At 49.3% G+C, this 25,356-nt stretch carries 16 protein-coding genes; 15 read left to right on the top strand and 1 reads right to left on the bottom strand.

The window, feature by feature from the left end; all coding sequences use genetic code 11:
- Positions 1–59 precede the first annotated feature (59 nt).
- Together AC1XUF_RS08075 and AC1XUF_RS08070 are read left to right on the top strand one after the other, a co-directional pair.
- Positions 60–605 carry a hypothetical protein gene (locus AC1XUF_RS08075; RefSeq protein ID WP_483341173.1) on the top strand — a complete coding sequence of 182 codons (546 nt, stop codon included), beginning with the start codon at positions 60–62 and terminating at the stop codon, positions 603–605.
- 85 nt (positions 606–690) lie between these two features.
- Complete coding sequence (locus tag AC1XUF_RS08070; RefSeq protein WP_483341172.1) at positions 691–1,755, top strand: cobalamin-independent methionine synthase II family protein; 1,065 nt, start codon at positions 691–693, stop codon at positions 1,753–1,755.
- A gap of 3 nt (positions 1,756–1,758) precedes the next feature.
- Here AC1XUF_RS08070 and ppk1 read toward each other — a convergent pair whose 3' ends face one another.
- Positions 1,759–3,771 (bottom strand): polyphosphate kinase 1, encoded by a 2,013-nt coding sequence (ppk1, locus tag AC1XUF_RS08065; protein ID WP_483341171.1) that lies wholly within the window; start codon positions 3,769–3,771, stop codon positions 1,759–1,761.
- A gap of 366 nt (positions 3,772–4,137) precedes the next feature.
- Here ppk1 and AC1XUF_RS08060 point away from each other — a divergent pair, with 366 nt between their 5' ends.
- The 13 genes from AC1XUF_RS08060 to AC1XUF_RS08000 all read left to right on the top strand — a co-directional run bounded on the left by AC1XUF_RS08060 (position 4,138) and on the right by AC1XUF_RS08000 (position 25,336).
- On the top strand, positions 4,138–8,187 hold the full coding sequence (locus AC1XUF_RS08060; protein ID WP_483341170.1) for a cache domain-containing protein: 4,050 nt from the start codon (positions 4,138–4,140) through the stop codon (positions 8,185–8,187).
- A 52-nt stretch (positions 8,188–8,239) separates the two neighbouring features.
- Positions 8,240–9,766, top strand: coding sequence for an esterase/lipase family protein (locus AC1XUF_RS08055; RefSeq protein WP_483341169.1), 1,527 nt, complete (start codon positions 8,240–8,242; stop codon positions 9,764–9,766).
- Positions 9,767–9,981: 215 nt separating this feature from the next.
- The gene (locus AC1XUF_RS08050) at positions 9,982–13,212 is read left to right on the top strand and encodes a SusC/RagA family TonB-linked outer membrane protein (protein ID WP_483341168.1); all 3,231 of its coding nucleotides are present in this window, start codon (positions 9,982–9,984) and stop codon (positions 13,210–13,212) included.
- A gap of 30 nt (positions 13,213–13,242) precedes the next feature.
- On the top strand, positions 13,243–14,721 hold the full coding sequence (locus AC1XUF_RS08045; RefSeq protein WP_483341167.1) for a RagB/SusD family nutrient uptake outer membrane protein: 1,479 nt from the start codon (positions 13,243–13,245) through the stop codon (positions 14,719–14,721).
- Positions 14,722–14,731: 10 nt separating this feature from the next.
- A complete protein-coding gene (locus AC1XUF_RS08040; RefSeq protein WP_483341166.1) occupies positions 14,732–16,192 on the top strand; it encodes a hypothetical protein in 1,461 nt (486 codons plus the stop codon).
- Positions 16,193–16,197: 5 nt separating this feature from the next.
- Positions 16,198–16,896 carry a fibrobacter succinogenes major paralogous domain-containing protein gene (locus tag AC1XUF_RS08035; RefSeq protein WP_483341165.1) on the top strand — a complete coding sequence of 233 codons (699 nt, stop codon included), beginning with the start codon at positions 16,198–16,200 and terminating at the stop codon, positions 16,894–16,896.
- 27 nt (positions 16,897–16,923) lie between these two features.
- Positions 16,924–18,375 (top strand): hypothetical protein, encoded by a 1,452-nt coding sequence (locus AC1XUF_RS08030; RefSeq protein ID WP_483341164.1) that lies wholly within the window; start codon positions 16,924–16,926, stop codon positions 18,373–18,375.
- A 196-nt stretch (positions 18,376–18,571) separates the two neighbouring features.
- On the top strand, positions 18,572–19,840 hold the full coding sequence (locus AC1XUF_RS08025; RefSeq protein ID WP_483341163.1) for an MFS transporter: 1,269 nt from the start codon (positions 18,572–18,574) through the stop codon (positions 19,838–19,840).
- Between the two features lie 69 nt (positions 19,841–19,909).
- Positions 19,910–21,409: a hypothetical protein gene (locus AC1XUF_RS08020; protein WP_483341162.1), complete on the top strand. Its 1,500-nt coding sequence runs from the start codon at positions 19,910–19,912 to the stop codon at positions 21,407–21,409.
- Positions 21,410–21,458: 49 nt separating this feature from the next.
- On the top strand, positions 21,459–22,175 hold the full coding sequence (locus AC1XUF_RS08015; RefSeq protein WP_483341161.1) for a DapH/DapD/GlmU-related protein: 717 nt from the start codon (positions 21,459–21,461) through the stop codon (positions 22,173–22,175).
- A 21-nt stretch (positions 22,176–22,196) separates the two neighbouring features.
- Positions 22,197–23,396: a sialidase family protein gene (locus AC1XUF_RS08010; protein ID WP_483341160.1), complete on the top strand. Its 1,200-nt coding sequence runs from the start codon at positions 22,197–22,199 to the stop codon at positions 23,394–23,396.
- A 370-nt stretch (positions 23,397–23,766) separates the two neighbouring features.
- A complete protein-coding gene (locus AC1XUF_RS08005) occupies positions 23,767–24,522 on the top strand; it encodes a phytanoyl-CoA dioxygenase family protein (protein ID WP_483341159.1) in 756 nt (251 codons plus the stop codon).
- 37 nt (positions 24,523–24,559) lie between these two features.
- Positions 24,560–25,336 carry an SDR family oxidoreductase gene (locus AC1XUF_RS08000; RefSeq protein WP_483341158.1) on the top strand — a complete coding sequence of 259 codons (777 nt, stop codon included), beginning with the start codon at positions 24,560–24,562 and terminating at the stop codon, positions 25,334–25,336.
- The last annotated feature ends 20 nt before the right edge of the window (positions 25,337–25,356 follow it).

The following is a 25,356-nucleotide window of genomic DNA, read 5'->3' as shown; positions in this document are numbered from 1 at the left end:
TGCTGGGTTTTAATAATTCAATCATTCATCGTAGTTTTAAGGGATTTGTTGTATTCCAGATGAAATTTTTTTCCGGTGTAGTTCCACTCTTCCTCATGTTCTGCCACACGCTGGGGCTTTCCCTTGCGGTATTGTGCATTGAACAGCAGTTTGAGGTAGCCGCTCCGTCCACAAATCAGGGTGAAACTTTAATCTTAAAGTCCTACGTCCCAGCAGTTCCCTACGCCGGTACCTGGGAGGGCAGCGAAGAATTTGAGGGGCTTTACCGGATCGACGACCAGCTTTACAATGTGGTCCGTCAGGTACATGAAAACGATACTTTATACGTGACGCTTCAGATGAACGAATCCGCCTGGCAGCGTTTTACGGAATTGTCAAATATGATGCAGGAGGTCCATTCGGACAAAAAAGCGTCAAACCCGCTTAACACAGCGATTAAATTGCTGAATGGCGTATTGAAAATCTACTTGCCGCTAAAAGTCGTCGCATTTGAATATGGCACTGGCTTTGAAAGTCGTGCGGCAAGGGTCACCTATGCCGAGGTGTGCTATCATCTGATTTCGCAAGTTTTGCAACTCCACTCTCCGCCACCGGAAGCCGCCTGATTTAGCAACTTCATTAGAATTATTTTTGCCCGGCCCGAGCTAATCGCTGTAGCCGGGCATATCTCATTGTATATAAAATTAAGATATGTCGACCATTTCAACCGAACCCATAGGAAGCATTCCAAGACCTGCCTATCTACAGGCAGCTATGCAGGCGTTTCAAAACAGCGAGATTTCGGAAACGGAGCTGTCTAAACTATTTGAGCAAGCCACACGCGAAACCATTACCGAGCTGGAAACAACCGGGTCGCCCGTCATTTCGGACGGGGAACAGTCCAAGCCGAGTTTTGCCACTTATCCCTTGAGCGGTTCCCCCAATCTGGCGCCAGGCGGGGTTGTGATCCCATTTGCTGACGGGCACACCCGGCAACTTCCCAAACTGACGGCAGGCCCCTTTAAATACGAACAATTTGCGGCGGATTACCTTATCGAGGCAAAAAAGTATACTTCACTTCCCGTTAAACAAGCTGTGATTTCGGCCTCGGCAATGAGCCTGTTGTATCCCGCCGAAGGCATCGAGGGGTATTCGCAGCAGCAGTTCATCAGCGATTTGCTCGATCAGGCCGAAGCCGATATCCGTAAATGTTTCGATGCCGGTGCCTACAATGTGCAGATTGACTTTACCGAAGCCCGGCTGGCATTGAAACTGGATCCAAGTAAAGGTTTGTTGTCCCAGTTCATCGATCTCAACAACCAGGTACTCGACCGTTTTTCAAAAGCCGAGCAAAGCAGGATTGGGGTGCATACCTGCCCGGGTGGCGACCACGATTCGACACACAGCGCGGATATTCCTTATACCGAGCTGCTGCCACTATTCTTCAAGCTCCACGCGGGTAATTTTTACCTGGAATATGCCGGAGAAAAAGACAAGGAAACGGTTTTGCAGTCCATCAAAGAAAATATCGGTGCCCACCAGAAAGTATTCCTCGGGGTGATCGACGTACTTAACCCGCGGATCGAAACGCCGGAAGAAGTGTCCGATCTGCTCGTACAAGCAGCGCAATATATCCCCGTTGCACAATTGGGATCAACAGACGATTGTGGTTTCTCCCCTTTTGCCGACGACGTTTCAACTGCCCGAGCAATTGCATTTGAAAAAATAAAGGCCCGGATACAAGGGACGAAACTGGCGGAGGAGCGGATTGGGTAGCATTTACATCTGATCTTTTTGACCCAGATACCGATAGATCGCTTCCTGCGAAGCGGTGCCATTTCCGTTTTCCGGATACCTCACGTTATTCAGCCCCTGATCGATCAAAACAGCTTGTGCGGTATCACCCCATTGGAGGGAGATGATATGCATAAGCTGCTTTTTTAGTTTGGGATCATCGATAGGAAAGCATACTTCGATGCGGCGGTAGACGTTACGGTTCATCCAGTCGGCCGATCCCATGAAGACCTGCGGATCGTCGTTGTTGTGGAAAATGAAAACGCGGCCATGTTCCAGGTACCGGTCTACTATTCTCTTCACCACGATGTTCTCGCTCTGGCCTGGAACGCCGGGTATCAGTCTGCAAATGCTTCTGACGATCAGATTGATCTTCACCCCGGCATTGGAAGCCTCGTACAATTTGTTGATAAGTACTTCCTCTTCCAGGTTGTTCAGCTTGATTGTGATGATGCCTTGCAGCCCTTTCTTCGCATGGGTAATTTCCCGGTCAATGTGTTTCAGGAACTCGGTCTGCAGGTTAAACTGCGCTACCAGAAGATGCGAAAAGGAAATCTTGTCGGTGATTTCCGGTTTTTTCTTTTTGCTCAAAAACGAAAACAACTTTTCGGCCTCCGAGAGCATTGGCTGATTGGTAGTGAGTAAAATATGGTCGGTATAAAACCTCGCGGTGCTTTCATTGAGGTTGCCGGTAGCCAGTAATCCCAAAAGCGGAAGTCCGGCATGCTTTCTTTTCACCAGGGCAAGCTTCGCATGTACCTTGAGTGTGTTGATGCTATGCACGATCTTCACGCCGGCCGATTTCATTTTCTTGGCCCACTGGATATTGTTGGCTTCGTCGAACCTCGCTTTCAGCTCCACGAGCACGGTTACCTGCTTTCCGTTACGGGCAGCGCTGATGAGCGCCAATGCAATTTTAGAGTCGTTGGCAACCCGGTACAAGGTCGTATGAATTTCCCTGACGGTGGGGTCAATAGCCGCTTCGTTAAAAAATCGGAGCACGGTATCGTAGCTCTGGTAAGGCGGATGGACCATCAGATCATGTTTGACGAGCGATTGGAACAGTGTGTGGTCGCAGTCGGTGCCATCGAAACCGCGGTGGGGAGGCCACGGCTGGTACGACATTGCTGCGCCGTTGACTGGCAGCGAGGCAAGGTCTTTCAGATTATGGTGAACGCCCCCCTCCACAAGGGAGGCATGCTTAAGATCAAGAATAGTGGCAATGCTTTGCAGATGCCGAAGCGGCAAACCCGGCTCGTACAAAAATCTTGTCGCATATCCGCGGTCGCGTTTGCTCAGCTGTTTCTCGAATTTGTCGGTCATGTCGTCGCCGTCCTCATCGACGAGGTACAGTTCCGCATCGCGGGTTACCTTGATGTTGAAAGCTTTGATATGGACGGCGGCCGGAAAAAGATAGCGAAGGTTTTGCCTGATGATGTCTTCAAGGAAAATGATATAGTCCACGCCACGGTCCGTGATTTTAAAAAAGCGGCTCAGATGGTTGGTAGGGACATTGACAAAAGCGAGCCGTTCCCCGCCCGGTTCCAGGTTTAATATCACAGCGAGATACAGGACATTGTTTTCGGGAAAAATCACGGAATCGGCTGTCAGGAAAACCGGTTGAAGCAACCCTGCTACCTGGCTGAAAAAATATTCGGTGGTTCGTATGGTCAATTCTTCCGGAATTTCTTCCCGGTAACAAAAATGGGTGCCGGTTTTATCAAGCTCCGGAATAACGGATTGCGTCAGATTTTTTCCATAGCGGTCCTGCTGTTTGTTAATGATCTCGGCCGCACGTTCATAATCTTCCTGGCCCTGAGGGTCCTTTTGCAAAACGGGCATCCGGACCCGGTAAAATTCATCCAGGTTGGAAGAGTAAATGGAAAGGAACCTGATTCGTTCCATTAGCGGAACAGCTTCATTTTCAGCCTCCATCAAAACCCTTTCGTTAAAAGAAAGCCAGCTGATATCGCGGTTGAAAAACGTGTATTTGGACATGGTTCGGAGGATACGCGTTTGATTGTGCCGCAAGTTTAAGAGGTAAAGCGCAATTAGATACCGGATAATAAATTTTTAACAATAACCCGGACGATTTCTGGAGAAGTAGGCGTTTTTTTATCCAAATTTAACCTGCTAAAATTCAACGGATCTGTCCGCAATTTGGCGTCTGCACACTACTCTTCAGCTATAGAAATGCCGGCTTCCGAATGAGAGGCAAATTGTCCCGCCCACTTTCATAACCCAATTCAATTCCTGATTCACCACCACACTATGCTTTAAACCATAAAGCCCGTTTGGCCGGAGAAGCATTGCGTTTCAACCTCCAAAGGTGTATTGCCGGATTCACAGATTTAAGGACCCTATATGAGTAAGTTTTTCTCTTTCAGCCGAAGCCAGACGATCATCATGCTGACGATGGCGTCGGTGCTGATTCTGGGTGCCGCTTATATCTTTATTTATATACCCAACAATAAAAGAAGGGTCGAGGAGCAGCGGTTCAGATGTCTTCAGAATATCCAGGCCAACATACGGGCCAAAAGGGATAATTCGGTGGCACTGCTTAAAACTTTACTGGTAACGTATATTATCGACAGTGCAGCCTACGATAGAAAAACCCTCCGGGATTATATAGCGGATTACCCGGAGAATAATTTTACTTTGATGCAGCCTCAGGGCGGTATCAAAAATGAAAAGATCCCTGTTAATAAGCGTTCAAAAAATGTGTTGGCGGAGGTGGATGCCGCGTTCCCGGAAAATGTGGTGATCGTTTTTATGGGTGATCAGATAAATATCAACCTGTATAAAGGTGGCTATAGTATTACAATGAGATATACCGTCGCACAGTTCTTTGGCGCTTTGCTGCCCCTCGATAATTTCGACCAGTATCTGATCATGCTGGATACTGCCATTGTGTACCAGACATTCCAAAGCGGGATTACTGCAATCCCGGTAGACTCGCTTCCGACAAGGCACGGCGCATTTTCGAAGGAACAGGTGAAAAATGCAGTCATCGGGGGCAGTCCTTACAAGCTTTTTGCCCAGGAAATGAACCTCGATAAAGCAGTGCTCAGGGTGATCGGGCTCCTGAAAAACGGAACTTACCAGGACGAAAAAAATGAGCTGCCCGGCAATGCGGTGATTTTTTTGCTGATTATCTCCATAGCCACGATCCTCGCTTTACCGTGGATTAAATTATACCAGATCGGCGGCCAGGACCGGCTCACGGCAGCGGATGGTATGCTGACGTTCCCCATAGCCATGCTTTTCATTTCAGTACTATTCTTTGTTTTGTTCAAATACGACTACAAATTTCGCCCGGGGCGGAATGGTTCCCAGAATCTGAGAATTAATCTGGCCAATAAACTCAAGACGGTCTTTGAAACGGAAGTAGAAATCGCTTACAACAAGCTGGCCACATTTGACGCCCACGTTGGCACGTTGACGGACAAGCCGCATCTTACCGGAAAGGAAATGCTGAAGGGCTATGGGCGGATAGATTCTTTGTTCAAAAAATGGGGTGTCGAGGAAGTATTCTGGATGAGGAAAGATGGACAGGCCATTAAGTCCTGGGTAGCGCTTCCAAACAAATCGCCGTCGGGAAACTTTGCTAACCGCGAGTACTTCCGGAAAATTGATGAGGACAAGCCTTTTTACCTCAACAACAAGATCAGCAAGCCCATGTATCTTGAGCCGGTTGTGTCCTGGACGACCGGGAAATTTGTGTCGGTTATTTCCAAGCGGTCGAACAAAGATACAATCGCCGCCATAGCGGTCAATCTGAAATGCATGATGGAACCCATTGTCAGTGCAGGAACTTCCTTGTGCATTGTCAATGAAAATGGCAGGGTCTTGTATCACTCCAATGCATCGAGAAACCTCAATGAAGATCTGCTGAACGAGCTCTCAGACAGCAACTCGCTGCGATCCGCATTAATTGCAAGGACAGATGTGCTTTTTTCGTCGAAATACCGTGGAAAAAATTACAACATATACGCAAAACCCCTGAGTTACCTGCCATATCATGTCCTGGTTTTCGAGGATCAGGGTGTCCTGATCAGCCGGGATATCAATGTATCCTATTTTTGCTGTTCTGTACTGACTGTCTTGTTCCTGGTCATGATCGTCAAGCTTTCGATTGTATTCCTGTTGTCTTATCACAGGTCTTATTTCAAAAAGCATTATTTCGACGTCTCCTGGCTTGGTCCGGACGAACGGTTTCATGATCAGTATATTCTTGCCTTTTTCTGGAATGTATTGAACATCATTTTACTGGTCGCGCTGTATCAATTCATCAACTTCATTGAATATCTCGCTGTTTTGCTGGTCTCCGTTACCACCATCATCTTGTTTTTAAATTACCAGTACCAATTATTTTACCAGGAAAGATCCAATCATAAATACGATCTGAAGCGGAAGGTTACCTGGTTTTTAGCAGGTATTATCGTTCTGATTAACTTCATTTCCTGTTTCCGCCTGCCCGAATTTCCCTGGTTCCTGATCGGGTATCAAATCGTGTTAATATCCCTGCTGGATGCATTGCGGCCATTCGGCAAGCAAAAGGAATGGATTTTAAAAAAGAGCAGGATTGTGTTTTTGGATTTTAGCCACGGGTTTTCGGTAATGATATTTTCGGCTTTGATCGTCACCAGCGGGATCCCCATCATTATTTTGTTCAGCACCTCTTATAACCAAGAGTTGAAAATGATTACCCGGTACAGGCAAAAGCAGTTTGCGGATGAATTATTCACCCAATACAGCGAACTCAGTCAGAAACCAGATCCGGACACCCGGTCGGTTTACCAAAAGATCAGGCTTCCGAATGTGTTCAGTGATTTGGTTTGGGTAAGCAGGGTAAGCGTTGTGGGGAATCAGTTTTTTGTGAAGGATACTTCAGAGTATTTCAGTACGCCCGGCATCGATAGCCTGTATATCAGGATGACGATAGAGCGTTCCGATGCTGAGTCCAGGTTAAAAGAGTTTTACCATGGCAAGGCCAGTAATTATTACTATTGTTATAATAAAGCAAATGGACAGGGTATCACTTTCCGCAGGTTACAGTCAGGCAATTACATCCGGATAGCATCGGCGGGGCTGCGTTACAACTCGTCGCTCAATTTGCTCAATAACCCGAAACGAGGCTCCGTGTACTGGCTCATTTTCGGAACATCCTTATTCCTTTTCTGGGCTGTTCTCCACCGTATCCTCCGGAAACTGTTCGCATTGGATTTTCCTGCCCAGGAAAATTGGGACAAAATCGATGAAATCATCTTTACAGAGCCTCACCTGAATTCCAAGCTTTTTATGATCGGGGCACCGGGCACTGGCAAGATGAATTTGCTGAGACAGCTGATCAGGGAAAAGAAGATTACCATGTTGGATCATTCCAACAGGCGGGTGCCTGTTCTGGAGGAGGAATGCGATTACCTGGATTTGTTCTCGATCCCCGAAAAAGTGGGAGAGAAAGTCGATGACCAGGGTTGGACCAAGCTGGTGAATGATGTTCTTGCGAGCAAACGGTTACTGGTCATCGTCAATCATTTCGAATACGATATCAAGAACCCCGCCACGAATTACTACAAGCTGGATTTGCTGGAAAAGCTGACCCAAAAGAAGGATACGAAGGTGATGATCGTTTCTACGGTGCATCCGATGCAGTTTTTGGACTCCCTGAATAACCAGTCGCCGGACAGGAGACCCGTTGAAAGCATGTCCCAAAACGAGCGGGAGCGGTGGCACGTGCTGCTGGGCCATTTCAGGATCGTTATTCGTAAACTTGAAACCGGGACTTTTAACCCGGAAGAAGTGTGTTCGCCGGGAATCCGGGTACTGGCCGAGGAAACTAACAGGGGCCATTTTCTGGTCAAAATGCAGCAGCCGATCGAGTTGGAATTTCAGAAAGCCAAGACGTTAACCGATGCCGAAGGAAAATCCCTGGCTGCAAAAATCGGAATATCCGCCCATTACTTTTATACCTATGTCTGGCAGTCGCTCACCAAGGAAGAAAAATTCCTGCTGTACGACCTGGCCGAAGACGGGCTGGTGAATCCGTACGATGACTATAACATTACGATTCTGATCAGCAAAGGCCTGATCATCAGGAAATACGGGCTTTTAAAGCTTTTCAACGAGGGTTTCAGGACATTCATCCTGACCGCCATCGGGAATTCGGAGGTGATGCTGATCAGAAATCAGATCAGGGAGAGCGGCAACTGGAACAAGTTGAAAACACCGTTGATTGTAATCGCTGTGGCGGTGCTGATTTTTCTTTATGCATCCCAGAACGAGGCCTATTCCGAGATTATCAAATACGTGGGGTTAATCACCGTCACAGTACCCACCATCTATAAAATCTTCGGTGTCTTGGAGCATGTTTTTTCAACACAGCCTGCGTCGGCGGATAAAAAAACACCGTGAGTCCCGTCAGACTGGCCCCCTTTAATCATTGTTTGTCAAATCAATAATAAGTATGGTTAAAATTGAAGGAAATTTTTATCCGATTGTTTACGTAAGGGGTTTCACGCCTACCTCTGGATCGAGGGAAGAGGCATTTTTTGACGCTTATTACGGATATAGCGAAACGTCCGTCGACAAGCGCCATGCGCCGGCACCCGACTATGGCAAGCCTATCATATTTGAAGGGCAGCTCATTCGCTTTTTGAAAGAGTACGGTTATGTGGATGCCGCAAATGGTGGTCTGGCACTGGCGCTTAGCAATGGCGGAGGGACGATGCAAAATCCAACCAGAAGTCTCTGGATCAGCAGATTTTACGATGAGGATGTGCTTAGAGGCAGTGTCCGCGATATCATAGACCATGCCAAGGACCTGAGGCAGTTGATCTGCGAAACAATTCCGCAGGAAATGGAGGACGCAGGAGCAGATTTGGGCGAAGGGCGGAAAGACTATAAAGTGATCATCATCGCCCACTCGATGGGTGGGCTGGTAAGCCGCTGCCTTATCCAAAATCTTCTGTCAACAGGTGTTGGCGACGGTCCGGAACGTTGGATTCATCGTTTCGTTACAATGGGGACCCCTCATGGCGGGATAGAGCTCGGTGCAATCCCCGATTTTCTGGAAGACCTTCTTGTAGGTGAGGCAAATTTGCTGAACGGGGCGATATTCAAGGAAAACCGCATGCGGCAGTATCTGAATCTGACGAACCAGCCCCTTCCGAGCCTGCAGTCTTTAAACGGCACCTTTCCGGAAGGAAGATGCCTCTGTATCATAGGCAGCGACTACAATAGCTATAATTTTGTAAAAAAGGCCACAGGAGACCACAGCGACGGTTTGGTTAAACAAGACAAAGCTTATATCAAAGGGGCCTACTGGGCTAATGTTCACAGGGCTCATTCGGGAAGAAGAGGCATTGTCAATAGTTTCGAAACCTATGAAAACGTGCGGCGCTTTTTGTTTGGGGATACCCGGGTTAGGATGTGGCTGGAAGATGTGAACTTGCTCATCAAGGCACCAACAGACGGAGCTGCAGAGTTTTTTGACATCGAGTTTTCATTATCCGTCAGGGGGACGGGGGTTTACTTGCATCAGCGCAAACAAAATCCCTGCGAAAATGCATTTCGGAAGAACCGGGAAGATTTTCCGCTAAAAAGCTTACACATCCATACCGGCTTCCTGGATACGAAGCTGCGCCCCAATGGGGACCCGTTTTCGGCTTTCCTGCTGACTTTCAAAGTGACCCAACACCAGGTGAAGAAAAGATTCTCCTTCGAAACCCAATTCCCTGACAGGCCGGTTTACAGCGAAAGCATGGATGTCAGGTTGAACTTGGCAAATGGCGCTACCGTCGAGTTCAGATGGCTGTCGGAGACAACCGACGCAAGCCAACAGGACAGTTGGTCCCCCGCAAAGCTGAAGGACGGCGTATTCCGGTTTCCTTTCAGGGAATCCAGGACATTGTCAGGCTCATTCTGCATTCACGCGTCGCTTTGGGATGATCTTGCTGCCGACGAATCGGGAGAAGACGTGGCCATGCGATAGCGGGTTACAGTCCGATTTTTGTGGCCCGCGGCTTTCAACTGCGGGCTTTTTTTATAAAAAATGGTCTCAGAAGCCGATGCTGACGGGTTAAGGAATGCCCGATTCCACTTTTGAAAAATAGTATTACAAAAGCAAACAAAAGTAGCGGACTACGCATTTGTTAGAAGGTAATTTTGTCAAAAGTTAATCTTGCGAAACCTTCTAAGCCTATTGTTATGCAAAAGAAAATTTTATTAAATCTTTTTCTTTGTAAGCCTGCCGTTTTTGTCATCACGTTACTGTGTATTTCCGGACCTACTGCATTTGCTCAGGATGTCAGAAAAATTTCAGGAAAAGTAATCGATGAAAGAAACGAGCCGCTGCCCGGAGTCAACATCCAGTTAAAAGGGACTACGACCGGCGCAAGCACCGATGCCAACGGAAGCTATTCGATCACGGTGCCTTCTGAAAACACGAACCTGATATTTTCTTTTATCGGTTACAAAAGCCAGGAGATCGCCGCAGGGAACAGCTCTTCGATTGATGTGACGCTGATTGCGGATATATCTGTCCTCAAAGAAGTTGTAGTGGTGGGGTACGGCTCCCAGTCCCGTGAAACGGTCACTACCTCCATCTCAAAACTGGACACCAAGGTTTTCCAGAACGTAACGTACGCCAACCCTGCTTCGGCCCTGCAGGGGACCATTGCAGGCTTACGCGTCCAGAGTACCTCCGGACAGCCGGGCGAACGGCCCAGGGTAATCCTGAGAGGAGGGACTTCGATCAACAACCCCAATGGTTCGACGCCGTTATATGTGATCGATGGCGTTATCCGTAACGATATGGACAACATTAACCCGACGGACATTGAATCCATCCAGGTCTTGAAAGATGCAGCTTCCACCTCCATCTACGGCTCAAGAGCATCTAACGGGGTCATCATTGTGGAAACCAAATCCGGGAAAACGGGTACAACGCAGGTGAGCTACAATTACAACCTGACTACCTCCAAGGTAGGAAATACGTACGAACTAGCTGATGCAAAAGATTTTATCAAATTCATGCGAATGGGGATAGCGGCCAGTGGGGTGAAATCACCCAGCGTTCTGGCATTTTTGACGCAGGCAAATGCGGGCGGTACGGGCAACGACCTGACCAACAAAACGGCCTTTACCACCATGTACCTTTCACCGGAGAACCAATATCTGCTGGGTCTTCCGGCCGACCAGTGGGGCGCGAAATGGGAAACGGCACCCGACCCGCTCGATCCAAGCAAAGAGCTGATCTTCAAAGGGACCGATTTCCAAAAAACCGTTTTCCGCCGGGCTTACACCCACGATCATAACCTGAATGTTTCCGGGGGATCGGAGAAGGTACATTACAGCATGGGCCTGGGTTACCTCAGCGCGCAGGGGATTTCCATCAATACCGATTATAAAAGGCTGTCGCTCAACCTGAACGGTGATGTGCAGGCTACAAAGGGCCTGAATTTCTTCGGCAGGCTCAACTATTCCAATGTGGACGACGCCCAGGTGCCGGATGTAGGGGTTGTATTTAAAAACAACATTAACACGGCCCAGACATCGAAATATGCTTTTGAAGACGGTTCACTCGCTCCCGGGAGGCTTTTTACCAATGGTAACCCTGCCTACTACATCAGCCGCTACGACGCAAAAAGGCGCCGCGATACCTATACGGTCGTAGTAGGTTCCAAATGGGACATTTTGCCGGGGCTGACATTCAGGCCGCAATTGTCGATCATGAACAACAATTTTGCCAACCGCACTTTTTTGAAATCCTACCTCGACGGCCCGCTGGTACTCAACCAGAACCGCGAAGCTACTTATGCCACGACTGTGTTAAATCAGCAACAGGCCGATGCAGTTTTGAACTACGTCAGATCATTCGGCCCGCACCATAATTTCGAGGCGACATTGGGTTATTCGTATTTCAAAGCTAGTACTACCGATACGAAGGCGGTCGGCAGGAATGCGGCGACGGATATCATTCCAACATTAAATGCTTCTGCCACGCCATGGAGCGTAACCGGCACAGAATCAGAACAGTTGCTGTACGGATATTTTGGAAGGATCAACTACAACTTTGACCAGAAATACCTGGTAACCGTCAATGCGCGCTACGATGGTGCGTCGAACCTGGGGGCTGAGTACAAATGGGGCTTTTTCCCGGGCGTTTCAGTCGGATGGAACCTGCACCGTGAGGAATTCTGGAAAGTGATACCGACGGCCGTGACCAACCTGAAATTGAGGGGCAGCTACGGCGTGAACGGAAATATCAGCGGACTTGGAAATTACCAGGCGCAGGGAGCCTATGCCGTCGGAGAGCGTTACAATGGTGAAGCAGCGATTTATAACTCTGCGTTGGCCAACGCGAACCTGCAGTGGGAGCGATCTAAAACATTGAACTTTGGTTTCGACCTGGGTCTTTTCAACAACAGGATTACTGGTGTCTTCGATATGTACAGAAGGGTGACGGATAACTTGCTGACGGATCTGGCCCTACCGAGAACAACCGGTTTTACGAGTATTTTGACAAACCTGGGAAGTCTTGAAAACAAAGGATTGGAATTTGAAATCAACGCGCAAATACTCCCGTCTTCATCAGAATTTCAGTGGACGGTTTCTGCCAATGCCAGTCATGTAAAGATGAAAATTCTGAAATTGCCGAACAACGGTATCGACAAAAACCGGATCGGCGGCTTCAATATCTGGGACGAAAAAACCGGTACTTATGCCTGGAAAGGAGGTCTGCAGGAAGGCGGCCGGATCGGCGATATGTTTGCCTACAAGCAGCTGAGCATTTATTCTACCGACGAGGAAGCGGCGGCGGGTCCGAAAGATATGCTCGTGGTGGGTACCGACAAAACCAAGCACGGTGGTGACGTAAACTGGCAGGATACCGACAAAAACGGCATCATAGACGACAAGGACAGGGTGTACATGGGCAACCCGTACCCAACCTGGACGGGTGGCATGACCAACCGGTTCAACTACAAAGGTTTTGGTTTGGCCGTACGTATGGACTATACCGTGGGCCATATGATCTACAACGAAACCAAGGCGCGGGTACTCGGCAACTTCTCGGGACAAAACGCGATCTCGAAAGCAGTGACCAGGTCGTGGCAGAAGCAGGGCGACATTACAGACATTCCGCGCTATTTCTGGGCTGATCAAAACCAGCAGTCGAACCTCTACCGCGGCAACTCGCATTACTACGAAAAGGGCGATTTCCTGTGCCTGAGAGAGATATCGCTGTCGTACGTCTTCCCGCAAAGCATGATCAAGAAATTGAAACTGAGTAATGTAAGATTGCATGTGACGGCCAACAACCTGAAATATTTCACCAGGTTCACCGGCTTAAACCCCGAAGAAGGAGGCACCGACAGCGGACGGTACCCGATGCCGCGCAACATTATTTTCGGTTTGCAGATATCCCCGGCCCTCTAAAAAATACAGAATCCAAAACAGCATTTAATTATGAAACCAATCATACGAACATTGATATTCAGCGTCCTGGCAGCGATGACCGTCTCGTCCTGTACCGACGATCTCACGCTGAAACCGATCAGCCAGATCACCAATACCGTTTTCTGGAACACCCAGGAAGACGCAAAAGGCGCACTGAACGGGATGTATGTCAGGATGCGGACACAAGCGGCGACCAACTTTTTTATCTGGGGCGAAGCACGGAGCGAGATCTGGGTACAGAATTTTGGTTTTGACCCATCGATCAACTTTTATGCCTTTACCAATGCGCTGAGTCGCGTCAATGCCGGTCCCGACTGGTCGACCATGTATTCCGTGATCCAGGATGCCAATCTGATCCTGAAATATGTGCCGGACATTCCTTTCACGACCGAAGCCGACAAGAACGACATATTGGCGCAGGCGTATGCGACACGGGCATTTGTTTATTTCACGATGACAAAAACCTGGGGCGACCTGATCCTGCTGGAAGAACCAACGGAAGGTTTTGATCCTCAAAAAATTTACAAGGAGAGGTCCCCGCAAAGTGCCGTTTTTACCCTGATCAAAAAGGATATCGAAAGTGCGCTGGGTTTGTTTTCTTCCAACAACATTCCCGCCGGACGTATCAAGTGGTCGAAACCGGGCGTCAATGCGATGAAGGCAGATGTTTTTCTGTGGACTGCCAAGAAACTCAACGGAGGCGCTGCCGATTTCACGACCGCGTTATCTGCGATTGCCGAAGTGGAGAAAAGCGATGTACAGCTTTTGCCGGATTTCAAATCGGTGTTCAGCTTTACCAACAAAGGAAATAAAGAGATCATCATGGGTGTGCGGTTTGCGGAAGGCGAATCCTCCGCGCGGTCTGTCTTCGGCGGGGTAACTGCCCTGGCGGCGCCTACTGCACCATTCACCCCGCAAAGCGTGATCGACAAACTGCTACCTTACTCGGGCAAAGATGGATACTGGCAAATGTCTACGCTGGTCACCAAGCAATTCAGCAATGACGACCTCCGGAAGGATGCGACTTTCATTGAAGTGAACCAGACCAAAGACGGCGTTACCACCTTCCTTTACAACATTGATCAGAAATGGCCGGGCGTAATTACTGGCGGCGTAAGGGTAATGTACGACGATTTTATCCTTTATCGCTATGCGGACATCATTTTGATGAAGGCAGAAGCCCAGAATGGTTTGGGGCAGGATCCTTCGGAAGCGATGAACCTGATCAGGAAACGTGCTTATGGGGCCAACTTTGCGGCGCACACATTTGTAAATGGTACCCAGGCAGCCAATGACGATGCGATTCTTCAGGAAAGACTTTTCGAACTTATCCAGGAAGGAAAACGCTGGTACGACCTGGTGCGATTTGGCAAGGCATTGGAGAAAGTACCGCTTCTGAAAGGCAAAACAGAAAATGACCTGCTGTTCCCGCTGAGTGAGACGATCCTGAGCCTCGAACCGCTTGTAAAGCAAAATCCTGGATATTAATTCGTTTAAAATGAGTAAAATCAAAGTTTTTGGATGCGCTTTGCTTGCCGTCGCGGTTGCGCTGTGCAGCTATACGGGGGCAGAGCGTGCCCAGGATAAAAGTGTCATCGGATTAGGCAGCAAACGCGAAATTTTTGTAGACCACTACCTGATCCAGGAATTGAAAGGGGCCGAACTCGTGATGCATGCGCCCCGGGACGAAGGGGCGGTGATCCATTTTGACAAACCCTGGGAAACTTTTGCGCCGGCTTATATCACGATCCTGAAAGACGGGGATTTGTACAGGGCATACTATCGGGGCGGCCACAAAAGGGCAGACGGTAAAAACGGCGACAATACCTGCTATGCCCAGTCCAAAGACGGGATCAACTGGGAGAAGCCCAACCTGGGGATTATCGAGGTCAATGGGTCGAAAGAAAACAATGTGATCCTCGACGAAACACCGTTTACGCATAATTTCAGCCCTTTTATGGATAAAAATCCCAATGCGACGCCTGATCAGAAATTCAAATCGTTTGGCGGGAACAACAAAACCGGGCTAATGCCCTATGCTTCCGCAGACGGTATTCACTGGAAAAAAATGAGTGAACAGGGCGTAATTAAGGATGGGCTGCTCGATTCCCAGAACGTATCATTCTGGTCGGAAACCGAGCAGGTGTACGTTTGCTACTTTCGTTCGTGGACCGGCGGCGGGGAGAGAGGTTACCGGTCGGTAAGCCGCGCTACCTCCAAAGATTTTATCCACTGGTCCAAACCCGCCGAAATGTCGTACGGCAATACGCCCTACGAACATATTTATACGCAGCAGACCAGTCCGTATTTCCGGGCCCCGCATATCTACATTGCCATCGGGTCGCGGTTCGTGCCGCACCGCCAGATTGCTTCCCTGGATCAATTGAACGAATTGAAAGTGGACCCCAGTCAGCACAAAGGCTTATCGGAACCTTTCCTGATGACTTCCAGGGGTGGAAATGTCTATGACCGTACCTTTATGGAGGCGTTTATCAGACCGGCTGTGGGACTTAACCATTGGTCGGCACGCACCAATTATCCTTCCTTGAACGTGGTGCCCACCGGCCAAAGCGAAATGTCGCTCTATGTAAACCAGGACTACGCGCAGCCTACCGGGCATTTGCGCCGCTACGCCATGCGTCTCGACGGTTTCAGCTCGCTCCACGCACCTTACAAAGGCGGGGCGATGAAAACCAAAGCCTTCACGTTCATTGGTAAAGAGCTGGAAATTAATTACGCTACGTCTGCGGTGGGAGAGATCAGGATTGCAATCCAGGACGAAAACGGCAAAGATACCCCTGGATTTTCGATGCTCGATTCACAGGAACTGGTAGGGAATGAAACCGCCAGGACAGTGACCTGGAATGGCAGCGCCGATCTGTCCAAACTGGCCTCCAAACCTGTCCGTTTACATATTTATTTAAAAGACGCGGATCTTTATTCGATCCGGTTTAAATGATCTGAATGATGAAAATGAGTCATTTTGTTTTAATAGCATTATTGTCCGTCGTCACACTTGGCAATTACCTGGGAATCCGCAAAGACGCGACTGTCACCACGAGCAATTCTTTTGTGACAGCGCTAAAATCAACTAAAATCGGCACTCAGGAATGGACCGCCGAAAACCTGGACGTGAGCAAGTTCCGCAACGGCGACGCGATCCGGGAAGCAGATAGCTACGAAGCCTGGGAAAAAGCCTGTATTGAAGGAACGCCGGTTTGGTGTTATTACGACAATGATCCGGTGAAGAATAAGAGGTTGGGCAAGTTGTACAACTTTTGGGCGGTGATGGATAAAAGGAAGCTGGCACCCGAGGGCTGGCATGTGCCCAGTGACGAGGAATGGGCGAAGCTGGCCGAACAATTAGGCGGAAGCGATGCCGCCGGGAAAAGCTTGAAATCGCTCAAAGGCTGGCGAGACGGCGGCAACGGGAATAATGAAAGCGGGTTCAACGGCATCCCCGGCGGGTACCGCAGCCATGAAAAGCCCGCTTATTATGGCGGTCCTTTTTTTCAGGCCGGAGCGGGCGGATACTGGTGGAGTACGACCAGGTACCTGGTAGACAACAGCTACTGCCGGATTTTATCTTACAAAAATTCAGGTTTGGAAAAAAATAGTTTCGTCATGACCGCAGGGCTTTCCGTGCGATTGGTGAAAGACTAATTGACGTGATGTATTAAAAAACCAACTATGAAACCAACCTTTCATCTCCTTTTCTTCTGTCTGTTGGCTGTTTTGCCCGCCGGCAATGCCGCAAATGCCCAGGAAGCGCTTGAAATTGGTAACCGGAGAGAAATTTTTGTTGATAAATACCTGATAGACAGGATGGATGGGACGTCGATCGTGCTGCACAATCCTCGCAACGAGGGGGTGGTTTTGAAATTTGATAAACCGTGGGAAGGGAATTTCAGCGCTTATTGCACCATGATCAAAGACGGAAATCTCTTCCGTGCGTACTATCGCGGCGTGCGGGACGGAGGGGCTGACGGAAACGAGGGCGAAACGACCTGTTATGCCGAGTCCAGAGATGGCATTACCTGGACTAAACCAGACCTGGGCTTGAAGGAAGTGGACGGTTCGAAAAATAACAATGTGATCCTGGCCCATGAAGCACCCGTCACGCACAATTTCAGTCCTTTTCTGGACAAAAATCCCAAAGTAAAACCCAGTGAAAAATACAAAGCTCTGGGAGGGACGAAAAAGAGCGGATTAATGGCTTATGCTTCACCGGATGGTATTCATTGGAAGAAATTAAAAGATGAAAGTGTTTTCACAAAAGGCCTGTTCGACTCGCAAAATGTATCATTCTGGTCCGAAAGCGAGCAACGTTACGTTTGCTATTTCAGGAGCTGGACGGGGGATGGTTTCAAAGGATTCAGGTCGGTTAGCCGCACCACGTCCGATGATTTCATTCACTGGTCTGAGCCGGTGGCGATGACATTCGGGGATACGCCGCTGGAACATTTATACACCCAGCAAACCAGTCCGTACTTCCGCGCACCGCACATTTACGTAGCCATCGGCGCCAGGTTTATGCCGGACCGGAAGGTTGTTTCGGATGAACAGGCGGTTCAATTGAACGTGAACCCCAAGTATTATAACGACTGCTCCGACGCGATATTCATGTCGTCGAGAGGTGGCAGCACGTACGACCGCACTTTTATGGAATCGTTTATCCGGCCGGGGATTGGCCTGGCAAACTGGGTTTCAAGATCAAACTACCCTGCATTGAACGTGGTGCAGACCAGCGATACCGAGATGTCGCTGTACGTCAACGAGGAGTATGCCCAGCCGACATCCCATATCAAGCGTTATTCGATGCGTTTAGACGGTTTTACGTCACTTCATGCGCCTTTCAAAGGTGGCGAGATGATCACCAGGCCATTTACTTTCAAAGGCGACGAGCTCGAAATTAACTACTCCACTTCGGCAGCGGGCGAGATCAGGATCGAAATACAGGACGCAAAAGGCAAGGCTATCCCGGGGTTTACACTGGACGAATGCCAGACCATTATCGGAAATGAGATCAAACGGATTGTTTCATGGAAGGGAAGTGAGGATTTGTCTGAGTTGGCTTCAAAACCTGTCAGGCTTCGTATCGTCATCAAAGACGCGGACTTGTATTCCTTTAAATTCAACTAAGGCACGAGTCTTCAGAAAGCTGGTTAAGGTTGCGGCATCCTCCGGTGAAAGATAATATCACTTATGAAAACGAAAGTAGAGGAATGCTATCTTTATGAAATATAATTTTGTATAAGATAAAAAAGACAGTACAAAAGTAGGCTGGAATGAGATGTTGCCTACAATGTCGCTGATTATTCCTAACCCACGATTTCTGATGCTTAAAAGTGATGTAAGCCCCGCCCCCAGATTGTTTTCTTATCCCTGGCTTGTTGTTCTGTTGCTCTGTGTGGTAGGAGGGCTTAATTACCTCGACCGCACGATGATCACCACCATGCGGTCGTCCATTGTAGAGGCGATCCCGATGTCCGAGGCGCAGTTTGGCTTGCTGACTTCCTCTTTTTTATGGATTTACGGTCTTTTGAGTCCGCTGGCAGGCTACCTGGCCGACCGCTTTAACCGGAGCCGGGTGATCATCGGCAGCTTGTTTGTATGGTCGCTCGTCACGTGGCTTACTTCCCATGCTGCCACTTTCGAAGAACTACTCATCACGAGGGCATTGATGGGAATCAGCGAGGCATGCTATATACCAGCTGCGCTGGCGCTCATTGTTGAATACCACAAAGGGCCCACGAGGTCCAAGGCTACCGGGATCCACATAGCAGGTGTCTACGTGGGACAGAGCCTTGGTTTTGTTGGCGGCTGGCTCGCCGAAAGCCGCACCTGGAATTTTGCATTTATGGTGTTTGGCGCGATCGGCGTGGTTTATTCCGTCCTACTTGCTTTTTCATTGAAAGATGCTCCTAAAACCATACTCACGGCTGCCGAACAATCCGAAAATGAGCGTATCAGCTTTTTGGATGCGATGAAAAACCTATTGAAGCAGAGAGCGTACCTCACCGCGCTCGCTGCCTGGGGCTTACTGGGAGTGGCCAGCTGGATGATCGTCGGCTGGCTTCCTACTTACTACAAGGAGCATTTTCATCTGACGCAGACCCAGGCAGGCATTTATGCGACCGGCTACTTTTTTACGGCTATGCTCCTTGGCGTACTTTCCGGCGGGGCAATCGCCGACTTTTGGGATAAAACCAACAAAAGGGCACGTATCCTGCTTCCGGCACTGGGGTTGGTGATTGCCGCGCCGGGGATTTTGATGGCGAGCAATACCGACATTACATGGGTAGCGGTAGTTGGATTCATGATATATGCATTTACCCGTCCGTTCCTGGACGCGAACATGATGCCGATCCTGTGCATGGTGGCCGACCAGCGCTATCTGGCCACAGCGTACGGGATACTGAACCTGTTCAGCTGTATCGTGGGAGGTGCCGGAATTTATGCCGGAGGTATGCTCAGGGACGCCAAAGTAGATCTCAGCACGATGTTCCAGGTAGCAGCATTTACCATATTGATTTGCGCTTCTTTGCTTTACAGAATTAGGCCAATTATGCAGGATGAACCTGAGGGAACGCTTAAACCTCCATAACATCGGCGCCCGATCTGTTAGCCATCTCATTTTGTAAGTCATTTTCTTTATTCATAATTCCCATTTGTTATGAGAAATTTTCTCTGTGCGACGACTTTCATAATTTTAGCCCTTTCCATTATTCCCGTTTCAGCACAGGACGCTTTTTTAAAAGCCTCTGCCCAAACATTTGCTGTAACCCCCAAAATAGGTACCCCGGCCGGCCATACCAAGACCGGAAATAAGATTGAGGTAGTGTATGGCGACCTGAAAACTACCCTTGTGCTTTTTGAAGAAGGGGTAAACAGGCTTTGCTTCGTCACGTCGCCACTGATCGTGGAAAGCGGCCCTGTACATGATGCTTGTGTTTCTATCTTATCTAAAACTTTAAAAATTGCTCCGGAAGCCGTAGTAACTTCTGGTTCTCACAACCATACAATCCCATGGCTGGATATGGACAGTACCAAAGCTCCCGAAACGGGGAGCCCTCAAATGCTTTCGCGGGAGATAGGCCAGGATTTCTTGAAAAAAATGCAGAAGGCCGCGATCCAACTGGCAAAAACATTGGAACCCGTCTCAATAGAATGGGGAGTAGCTGAGGAAAACAGGATTACGTATAACCGTAGAGGTCGGCGACTGAATGGAAAATCCTATTTTATGCGTGAGGAGGACAGGATGCTTGTCGGCGAAGGCTACCTCGGCTTGATTGACCCCGAAGCGATGGTCGTGATCCTCAAGGGGAAAACAGATAAACCCGTGGCGGCGATGTCCTTTTTTACCGGGCACCCCGTGGCAGCTTATAACCCCGAAAAAATGATGAGCTATGGCCAATTTCCGCAAGTTGCTTCGGAAAAGCTGTCCAAGTATCTGGGTGGTGTACCGGTTGCGTTTATCCAGGGTTGCGGAGGGGATGTCAATGCAAAGCATATGCTGACAGGAACCATCGAACAAGCCAGACTCCTGGGTGAGCAATTGGGCGATACGTTCATTATCGCGGCCAAATCCTTGCGAAAATCGAAACGTACCGGATTGGAATGGAGCAGGGAAATCGTGAACGTTCCCCTTTCGCCCCTTCCGAGCCAAACCAGCCTGCAAAAGGACCTGGATTCGATCGACGATTTTGTAAAGCGCGGCGATGCCGGGGATGAAAATACCTATGAATGTGTTGGTATGAATTTTCCAAAGGCGTTGACGCCGCCATACCGGGCGCGACTGGTGGAGTCGGTCCGTCCCTGGTATGTATGGGCATTGGAGCAGCACAAGACCAACAACCTCAAAAATGTCCCGACAGAACTCCCGATCAGTATTGTAGTGGCGCGGTTTGGGGATGTAGGATTTGTGGGGCTTCCTTATGAGCCTTTTGTTAAAACCGGGCTGAAAATCAAGCGTGAAGCCGCATTGCCCTGTGTGTTGACAGGCGGATATACAGACGGAAGCTACGGGTATATCCCCGATGCCTCCGCATGCGACGACAGAGAGTACCAGGCCGGATTCTTCAGGTATAGAGGCAATGTGCCGCCATACAAAGCCCCGGGGGGCGACGCCTGCTCGGTAGTAGCAATCAACAAATTAGCCCAATTTGCCCGGTAATCCGTCGGCTAATCCAACTGAAACTGAAGTTTATAAAACTAATAATCAATTGCCGCCGGCTTTAGCCGACGGCAAAGAGAAAAAGATGGAGAATTTTTTGGAGATGCGGAATTGTGAAATCGGGGAAGGGGCTGAGATTGAGCCGAATGTGATGCTGGGATATCAATATCCAGGCTCCAGAATCCCTTTACAGGTAGGCAAACGCGCCAGAATTCACAGCGGGACTGTCATTTATGCGGATACGACAATAGGCGATCACTTTACTTGCGGGCACAATGTAACAATCCGTGCGGAATGTGAAATTGGGGATAGGGTTGTAATCCTGCATGGCAGTACTCTGGAAGGCAAATTGAAAATCGGGAAAGGGGTGAAGATCATGGCGCATGTGTACATTCCCAGCCGTACAACGATTGGGAGTATGGTCTTTATCGGACCGGGCGTCAATTTCCTGAATGCGATGATGCCGATGCGGGAGCCCGTTGTTGCGGGGGCTACCATCGGAAACCATGTAGTGATTGGGGGCGCGGTCACGATTGGCCCGGGCGTTTCGGTTGGCGAGAATTCTTTTGTAGCGGCGGGTTCCGTGGTGATGCAGGACATACCCGCGAATTCGCTTGTTTACGGCGTCCCCGCGAAATTCAGGCCGCTCCCGGAAAAATTCGGGAAAGGCAATGACCCGAAACAGATATTCAAAGGACTGGATCTTTGGGATAACAGGCCGGGCGATGATTCGTGGCAGGACGAAGATTTTCCCGGGAAAGAATAGCTATCAAATCCTTTCGAAAAAATGAAAATGAAAACCTTTGGATACGGGCTGGCACTGATTGGATTTTTACCAACAGCTTATTCGCGGGACTTGCAGCCGATCCGTGAAATGAAAACGGATAGCGTTCCCGGCGTGCGTAAAGTCAGGGATGTAATCATTTATGAAGACAAGCAGTTTTACTCCACCTTTCCCTCGGTTGTAAAAAAGAAAGACGGTGAGCTGCTGGTCGCATTCAGGCGAGCGCCTGAAAGGAAGAATTTTGGCGAAAAAGCAAGCAGCCATGTCGACCCGAATAGCTATCTGGTCACAGTCCGTTCAAAAGATGGGATTAACTGGACAAAAGACCCCGATCTATTGTACGCCCATCCCTTCGGAGGGTCGCAGGATCCATGCCTGATCCGGCTTAAAGACGGTACCCTGTTATGTGCCAGCTACGGTTGGGCATTTCTCCGGCCCGACGGAGTTGAAAAATTGAAAAAGCCTTACTTCGAAGTGGGCGGAGCAATTTTTCAGGGCGGTTATATACTTCGCTCTACAGATGGTGCTAAAACCTGGAAGGGGCCTCTTTATCCGATCGCCATCAAGCCTGAAATCAATCTCGATGCATTTGGGAAGCCAGTACCGGCCTACAACCGCGGGGCCATGTACGAGGGAAAAGACGGCAGGGTGTTTTGGGTAGTGGCAGCCTCGGAGTCCAATGCACCTAAAAAGACCTCCAATCATTTGCTGATTTCGGAAGACAGAGGCCTGACTTGGAAATACTCCTGTCCGGTTGCGGTCGACGATAAAGCCTCTTTCAATGAAACGTCGGTTTACGAAACGCCGAAAGGCGACCTGGTGGCATTTCTGCGCACCGCCGATCTGGACGACCAGGCATGCGTTGCACGTTCGACGGATGGTGGCAAAAGTTTTCAAAAGTGGGAGAAAATGGGTTTTCAGGGACATCCTTTGCAGGCTATGCGCCTTCCCGATCAGCGGGTGTTGCTGGTATACGGCTACCGGCACAAACCTTTCGGGATCAGGGCGCGGATACTGAATGCCGAGTGTACGGATTATGCCGCTTCCAAAGAAATTGTGCTGCGGGAAGACGGGGGCAGTTATGATATTGGCTACCCCTGGGCCGTAGAGCTGAATGATAGGCAAGTGCTGGTAACTTATTATTTTAACATAGAACAAGGGACAAGGCATATTGCCGGAACGATCCTGGAGATTGGTAAATGACCTCGCGTAGCCCCGGATTGAAATCCAGCGCTGTGTGATATGAAGCGTGCCTCTGGCACTGACAGGGTGATCGGGTGAGAGGCACGACAGATGTCCTGGATTGCCCTGGATTGAAATCTAGGGCTGCGGAATGACACGTGCCTCTGGCACTGACAGGGTGTAGTAATGCCAGAGGCACGACCGATCTCCTACCCACGGGTTTCAACCCGTGACACGAGGCAACGAAAAAAAGCAAAAAAGTGCCAGAGGCACGACCGATCTCCTACCCACGGGTTTCAACCCGTGACACGAGGCAACGAAAAAAGCAAAAAGTGCCAGAGGCACGACCGATCTCCCAAACACGGGTTTCAACCCGTAGAGACAAACAACAATGATCACGACACAACAAAGGGAAAGCTTCGATACCGAAGGCTTTATCAAACTAGAATCTTTTTTAAGCCCGGACGAACTTATTGAAATCCGCTCCAACCTCGAAAGACTGATCCGCGACGTGGTACCCGCTATGCCGTCCGCCCACGCCTTTTTCGAAGATAAAAATGATCCTGGCTCATTAAAACAGCTTTTTCATCTGGCTGACTATGATCCTTTCTTTGTACAAATGGTCAACGGCAGTAAATTTGAAAAGCTGGCCGAAATGTTGCTGGGGGAGAAAATGGTAAAGGGCGAGGCGGAATATTTTAACAAACCCGCAGGGATTGGAAAACCTACCCCGCCGCATCAGGACGCTTATTACTTTATGTTATTTCCGCCTCAGGCGCTCACGTTCTGGATCGCACTGGAAGATGTCGATGATGAGAACGGTTGCCTTCATTATGTTCCAGGTTCACATCGGCAGGGCATGAGGCCGCATGGAAAAAATGACACATTAGGGTTTTCACAATGTATTACGGATTTCGGGACGGATGCTGACCTTGAAGCAGAGGTTGCCATGCCCGTGCTGGCAGGCGACGTACTGGTACATCATTCAATGACCATCCATCGTGCACCCGGCAACCGAAGCCTTACCCGGTCAAGGAGGGTAGTGGGGCTGGTTTATTTTGGAGAGTCGGCCAGGGAGGATGTGGAGGCGAAGGAGGCATATCAGGAGAAGCTGAGGCAGGAGCGGTTGAGCATGCAAGCCAATTGAGCGAGAAAAAAATCAGGGAAACAAAAATGACGAATCAGTGAATTTATTCAGTCTGCAAGGTAAAGAAGTCTGGGTTTTTGGCGGCGCGGGTTATCTGGGTCAGTCCGTTGTCCTGGCGCTCCATGGTTTGGGTGCTAAAATCCTTTGTGTCGACCTGGACGATCGTGCCGGAAATTTCATTGGACAACACGGCCTCACAAATGAGATTTTGTCCGCGGGCTTGAATGTTTCTGATATTCCAGCCTGCGAAAATGCGGTTTCTGACTGGCTTGCCCAACGCGGTGTCCCGCATGGACTTGTTAACCTGACCGCTGCGACCACCGCCAAAAAACTGGAAGATCTTACAGCGTACGATTTCGATGAAGTGAATCACGGCGGACTGACGGCCACGTTTCATTTGGCAAGGCAGGTAGGAACTGAAATGGCCGCTCAGAAAAGGGGAAGTGTCGTTTTGTTTTCGAGTATGTACGGAATGGTATCCCCTAATCCGGACGTTTACGAGGAGCCCATGAATAAAAATCCGATTGAATATGGGGTGGGGAAAGCGGGGATTATTCAAATGACGCGTTATCTGGCTGTCCATTGGGGCAAGTCCAATGTGCGGTGCAATTGCATTTCGCCTGGCCCTTTTCCCAATGCCGCAGTCCAGGAAAACCATCCGGAATTTATTCACCGGCTGTCAGGCAAATCGCCCATGGGCCGTGTGGGGCAGGCGAAGGAGATGGCAGGGGCAGTCGCTTTCCTTCTTTCGGACGCTTCTTCTTACATAACGGGCCATAACCTGGCGGTCGACGGAGGCTGGACGAGCTGGTAGTCAATAGCTAGAAACATTGC

This window comes from Dyadobacter sp. HNCC25DJ185 (assembly GCF_056895195.1).
The sequence above is the reverse complement of the archived record's forward strand: the minus strand, read 5'-3'. Positions and strand labels throughout refer to the sequence as shown.

What these genes read in the sequence shown, in the direction of transcription:
- AC1XUF_RS08010 (WP_483341160.1), top strand. Translation starts at nt 22,197, where the DNA reads ATGAAAATGAAAACCTTTGGATACGGGCTGGCACTGATTGGATTTTTA.
- AC1XUF_RS08030 (WP_483341164.1), top strand. Translation starts at nt 16,924, where the DNA reads ATGAAACCAACCTTTCATCTCCTTTTCTTCTGTCTGTTGGCTGTTTTG.
- AC1XUF_RS08020 (WP_483341162.1), top strand. Translation starts at nt 19,910, where the DNA reads ATGAGAAATTTTCTCTGTGCGACGACTTTCATAATTTTAGCCCTTTCC.
- AC1XUF_RS08055 (WP_483341169.1), top strand. Translation starts at nt 8,240, where the DNA reads ATGGTTAAAATTGAAGGAAATTTTTATCCGATTGTTTACGTAAGGGGT.
- AC1XUF_RS08005 (WP_483341159.1), top strand. Translation starts at nt 23,767, where the DNA reads ATGATCACGACACAACAAAGGGAAAGCTTCGATACCGAAGGCTTTATC.
- AC1XUF_RS08050 (WP_483341168.1), top strand. Translation starts at nt 9,982, where the DNA reads ATGCAAAAGAAAATTTTATTAAATCTTTTTCTTTGTAAGCCTGCCGTT.
- AC1XUF_RS08070 (WP_483341172.1), top strand. Translation starts at nt 691, where the DNA reads ATGTCGACCATTTCAACCGAACCCATAGGAAGCATTCCAAGACCTGCC.
- AC1XUF_RS08025 (WP_483341163.1), top strand. Translation starts at nt 18,572, where the DNA reads ATGCTTAAAAGTGATGTAAGCCCCGCCCCCAGATTGTTTTCTTATCCC.
- AC1XUF_RS08035 (WP_483341165.1), top strand. Translation starts at nt 16,198, where the DNA reads ATGATGAAAATGAGTCATTTTGTTTTAATAGCATTATTGTCCGTCGTC.
- AC1XUF_RS08075 (WP_483341173.1), top strand. Translation starts at nt 60, where the DNA reads ATGAAATTTTTTTCCGGTGTAGTTCCACTCTTCCTCATGTTCTGCCAC.
- AC1XUF_RS08045 (WP_483341167.1), top strand. Translation starts at nt 13,243, where the DNA reads ATGAAACCAATCATACGAACATTGATATTCAGCGTCCTGGCAGCGATG.
- AC1XUF_RS08040 (WP_483341166.1), top strand. Translation starts at nt 14,732, where the DNA reads ATGAGTAAAATCAAAGTTTTTGGATGCGCTTTGCTTGCCGTCGCGGTT.
- ppk1 (WP_483341171.1), bottom strand. Translation starts at nt 3,771, where the DNA reads ATGTCCAAATACACGTTTTTCAACCGCGATATCAGCTGGCTTTCTTTT.
- AC1XUF_RS08060 (WP_483341170.1), top strand. Translation starts at nt 4,138, where the DNA reads ATGAGTAAGTTTTTCTCTTTCAGCCGAAGCCAGACGATCATCATGCTG.